A 4,906-nucleotide genomic window follows, 5' to 3' on the forward strand; every position below is an offset into this window, starting at 1 on the left:
GCAATTCCTTGCCCAGCGGCATATCGATCAGCGCCTTGGTGCCAAGGACATGCTCGATCTCATGCGGCTTGATCGCGCCGATCGTGGCGGGCCGTAATACATCGATCATGTCTCGCGTGAAGACTTCTCCGGCTTTGATGTCCCGCGCGGCGCGCAGACAGCGGCGTTGCACCACCTTGGTTTGTTGTTCATTGCCCGTGATGAACTTGTCCGCGGAGCCCAGTGCCCGCTCCAGTTGACGTGTCTCCTCGACCATGTGCGCCCAATCTGCGGGGTTCAACGCAAATTTGTGATCGGGACCTTCGCGGTCATTGCTATCGGTGAAGTGACGTTCGATCATCCGCGCACCCAGCGTTACAGCCCCCAGAACCGTCGCATTGCCGTGCGTGTGGTCGGAGAGACCGAGCACCACCTCCGGGAACATGGTGGCATAGGTCTTCAATACGTTCAAATGGATGTGATCGTAGTTCTCGAGGCTGGCTGTGTAGTTAGTGTTGCATTGCATCAAACACAACTGCTGGTTGACTTTGAGAATCGCATGGACCGCGCGTTGCACGTCGGCAATGTCCGCCGCACCGCTGGCGATGATCATCGGCTTGCCCTTGGATGCCATGTGTTCCAACGCTTCGATCCAGTCAATTTCACCCGAACCCGCCTTGAAGGCCGGAATGTAGGGGTCAACGTGTTCGATGGAGTCATAATCGTACGGCGAAGTGAAAAAGTGGATGCCGACCTTGTCACATTCCTCTTTCAGGATGGGCGTCCAACTCTGCGAAACGGACGCCGCCGCGTAGACCTCGGTCACGGACCTCTTCCACGTGGCCTGATGGCTGACCTTTGAGTTCATATGGGTGAAGCCATAGTCCGAAACGATCTTGGGCGCTTGAAAGTGCTGGAACTTGGCCGCATCCGCGCCGGCTTCTTTCGCCAACTTGATGAGCAATTTGGCCCGCCCCAGGTCGCCATCATGGTTCGCCGCAATGTCCGCGATGAAGTAGGTCGGGTGATTCAGTCCGATCCATTGGTCTTGAATTTTGAAATCCATGTTGTCCTCCGGTTTTTCTTGTCATTCTCCCGAAAGCCATCGGGATGTTGTGAGGGAGCGTTTGTCGCAACCGACCTCGCTCAGGATGACACTTTCTTATATTTTTTCGATCAACTTTGCATAAAAACCACAAGCAGCAACGATCTGGTCCACTTCACAGTTTTCATTGCGCATATGCGCGAGTTTATATTCTCCGGGGCCGAAGCCGATGGTCGGAATGCCCAGGCTGACCGGCGTGACCGCGTTGGTGCTGAAATCCCAAAAGTCAAAATCAGCGGGCTCGCTCCCAAAGTTTTCACGATAGGCCGCGATACAGGCTTGCGTCAGTTCATGCTCCATGGCGATCTTCCAGGCGGAATGGAACGGCTCGTAGGTGATGTCCAGGCCCGTCCAGCTTTTGCGCTGGAGCGTCCCCACCGCCCAGGTGGCGTTCTTGCCCTGCACCAGGGCATCCATCTCTTTGCGGATGTCCGCCTCCGTCTCACCCGGAACGGTTCGGCGATCCAAATATACTTCACATTCCGAAGGGACCGCGTTCAGCGACGCGCTCACGCTCGAAATTTTCGACATCACCAGCGTCCCGCGCGGCTTGTCCTTTTTCATCAGTGTGGCGTTGGTCTTTTCCACGCGTTGGATGATCTCGGCCATTTCATAAATGGCATTGACGCCCTTCTCCGGTGCGGAGCCGTGCGCTGAAACGCCGTGCGTCTTGATCGCAACCTGAGCTTTGCCCTTGTGCCCCAGCGCGATCACATTCCGCGACGGTTCACAGATCACCACGTAATCCGGCTTGAGGTTGAGTTCCTTGAACAGATGCTTCAAGTTCTCCCCGTCGCAATCCTCCTCGAACACGGTACAGGAGACATAAACCGTTTTGCCGGAGGTGAAACCCAACTTGTGGGCGAACGCACCCGCATAGATGGAGGCCGCGACGCTCCCTTTCATATCCACGGAGCCGCGGCCGTACAGCCGCCCATCCACGATCTCACCGCTGAACGGTGGGACCTGCCATTCGCCTTCGTCGTTGACGGCGACCGTATCCGCGTGCGAATCGAACAGGATGGACTTTTCGCCGCTTCCGATCCGACCGAGCAGGTTGCCCATCGAATCGATGATCACTTCCTCGTAGCCCAAAGCCTTCATCCTCTGCTCAACCGCGCGGATGACCAGCTCCTCCTGCCCAGAATAACTCTGAAGCCTGACCAGGCTTTGCGTGAACTCGATCAGTTCCTGTTGTGTTTCCGGTGTGAGTAAATTGATTGCATTCATTATTGTCACTCTTCTTCATCGAATTTTGCTCAGGTGACAGTGACTGTCACCTTAATAGTGGTTCGCCCTGTTTTGGATTTGAGAAGTACCAGAGACATGCGTTTTTATTCACCCTGCAACCATAAGAGTAGAGAAGTCAAAGTAAAGCCATCTGTTATAACTTTATTCTTTATCATCAACTTAATCTCATTTTTCGTAAACCAGCGGACGTCGCTGACCTCGTTCCGATCAAAGCCCTGCACCGATTCGCCTGCCCGGCAATACACGATATGAAAGACCTGATTCGCGTTGCCATTCATCGGGAGGTAGGAATAGACCAGGCGATGGCGGTCGGAGGTGTAACCGGTCTCCTCCAGCAGTTCGCGCTGCGCCGCTTCAAGCGGAGATTCGCCGATCTCCATGCCGCCTGCAGGCAATTCCCATTCGGCGGCGCCAGTGGTGTAACGCGGGACAAGCGCGAAGACCACCTCCCCGGCGGCATTCTCCATGATCGCGGTCACCGCTTCGCGCTCAAAATCCAGCAAATGGAATTTATCGATCACGAAGCCATTGGGGAATTTCACGGTGTCTTTGTACAGGTTCACCCATTTGCTTTCATAAACAATTTCTCTTGCCAATCTCTCGGGTTTCATTTCTACCTCCCGTTCATCCCCAAATGCGTATTCCGGAACGCGTCCTCGTGCTTCAAGACATATTCAAACACGCGGTCAAGAAACTCCGAAGGAGTGAAACGATTATAGATTCGGGTTAAGGGTTTTACCAACCCCGAAGGGGTGTCACCGGTTTGGCCCATGGCATGTCATCCTTTCAGGATTTGCGAACGGGTTGGCAAAAAGTCTAGAGTCATTTCATCCCTTCGGGATTTCATCTTCCAATTCTTCCCAAGTGCGTATTCTGGAACGCATCTTCGTGCTTCAAGCCGTAGCCGAGCACACGGTCAAAGCTGGAGTGGCCGAGCAGGATCGTCCCTGCGAACATCAGCCACGGGACGGAGAGTAGGTAGCCCAAAACATATAGCGCGGCAGCCAGCCCCTTGTGATGGATCAAGTTATACGTCCACGCGCCGAGGCGAGGGTTGGCCGCGTAGCCGATCATGCTCAGGTCCGGCGCGAAAAACCATAGGGCGTACCAGCCCCAGCCGTAATCCAATCCGGAAAAAAGGAAAACGGCAAAGCCAAACAAAAAGAATTCTTCGAGCTTGAGCAGTTTTTGCATGTGGGTATCCTGTGAAAAGTCGGTGGATAAGGCACGTTCTGAGGTGGGCGAAGCTGTGGATGGTTGGGAAAAAACGCCCGATTTGCTGTGGATAACGTGTGGAGCAGCGCAGGTTATCAACTTGCGTTACTGTTGATAACTACGGATTTTCTGTGGATAACCTTGCTGGAACTGTGTATAAAACCCGTCCAAACCGGTGGAGAATTCGGGGATTTCGTGGCCCAGCGCCGTGGATAACTTGTGGACAGACAGCCATAAATTGTGGGAACGTTTGGCGGTCAGAGCGGACCGTTCGACGGATTGCGGCTCGATTAGGCTGGATCTCAGCCCGAACTTGCGCGCCACCTCGACCCCGAACTGATACTTGCTCATCGCCTGCGCGCCGACCACGTGATACAAACCGTGCAGGTTTTTCTCGAGCATCTCGACCAGTGTGCGGCTGAGGTGGTTGACCCACATGGGGCAGAAGATGACATCGGTAAAGCCGTTGACGTTGCGCCCCTCGCTCAGGTTGTTGACAAAGAACTCCCCCAGACTGCGCCTGCCGCCCAGCGACCAGCCGAAGAAGTTGACACGCGCGATGATGGCATTCGAGTTGGCTGCGAGCACGGCGCGCTCCCCCTCGAGTTTGGTCTGCGAGTACACCCCCTGCGGGTTCGGCTCATCGTCTTCGGTGTACATGCCTTCTTTTTCGCCGTCAAACACTGCATCGGTGGAGAGGTGGACGAATTTGACATTGCGTATTGCGCATGCGGACGCCAATTCTGCGGGGAAATCGGCGTTGAGGCGTTTGGCCTGGTCCGGCTGTTGCTCACAGAGCTCGAGGTTGGCCAGCGCCGCACAGTTGATCAGCCAATCAGGCGTGGTCGCATCGAGAATGGAGTTGACCTCGTGCGCCTGGAGAAAATCCGCGTTGAACAGCTGAAACGGAGCAGATTTCAACTTGCCCCGGTCCACACCGATGACTTCATGCTCGTCCATGGTTTCCATGGCGAGGTTGATTCCGAGGAGTCCGCTGGCGCCGGTGATTAGAAGTTTCACGTCTCAAGTTCCATGTTTCAAGTTTCACGCCTCTACAGCTACGAGGATGTTGAGGGCCTGGCAGGACGATGGGGGTTTTTCAGGATACCCTTCTTCAATCCGCCGATGATGGCTTGGGTCTTTTTGGCTTGGTCGTAATGTATCTTGAAAGCATCGTCCTTGATGTAGCTGGCATCCAGGGCGACATAAAGCAAAGACTGAACTTCAACCGAGGAGCGGCGCGCCATCCCCAGAAAACGCGCGAACTCCACAGTGGATTCATTATCAAATCCCTCGGCAATATTGGTCATGGCAGAAACAGCCGCTCTTTGGATTTGATCCTTCAATCCAAAATCC

Annotated in this window: 6 protein-coding genes; all 6 read right to left on the minus strand. The window is 54.6% G+C overall.

Translation table 11 applies throughout. The features are described from left to right. Positions 1 to 1,045, minus strand: a 1,045-nt coding sequence (locus tag AC14M5_RS04085; protein WP_484028359.1) for an N-acetylneuraminate synthase family protein, incomplete at its 3' end; no start/stop codon positions are given. 96 nt (positions 1,046 to 1,141) lie between these two features. Further along, positions 1,142 to 2,314 (minus strand): YgeY family selenium metabolism-linked hydrolase, encoded by a 1,173-nt coding sequence (locus AC14M5_RS04090; protein ID WP_484028360.1) that lies wholly within the window; start codon positions 2,312 to 2,314, stop codon positions 1,142 to 1,144. Positions 2,315 to 2,418: 104 nt separating this feature from the next. Then, on the minus strand, positions 2,419 to 2,946 hold the full coding sequence (locus tag AC14M5_RS04095) for an NUDIX hydrolase (protein ID WP_484028361.1): 528 nt from the start codon (positions 2,944 to 2,946) through the stop codon (positions 2,419 to 2,421). Between the two features lie 232 nt (positions 2,947 to 3,178). Next, positions 3,179 to 3,529, minus strand: coding sequence for a DUF4260 domain-containing protein (locus tag AC14M5_RS04100; RefSeq protein ID WP_484028362.1), 351 nt, complete (start codon positions 3,527 to 3,529; stop codon positions 3,179 to 3,181). 126 nt (positions 3,530 to 3,655) lie between these two features. Beyond that, a complete protein-coding gene (locus tag AC14M5_RS04105) occupies positions 3,656 to 4,570 on the minus strand; it encodes an SDR family oxidoreductase (RefSeq protein WP_484028363.1) in 915 nt (304 codons plus the stop codon). 38 nt (positions 4,571 to 4,608) lie between these two features. After that, positions 4,609 to 4,906, minus strand: a 298-nt coding sequence (locus AC14M5_RS04110) for a four helix bundle protein (protein ID WP_484028364.1), incomplete at its 5' end; no start/stop codon positions are given.

The sequence above is a fragment of the Candidatus Villigracilis sp. genome (assembly GCF_057083605.1).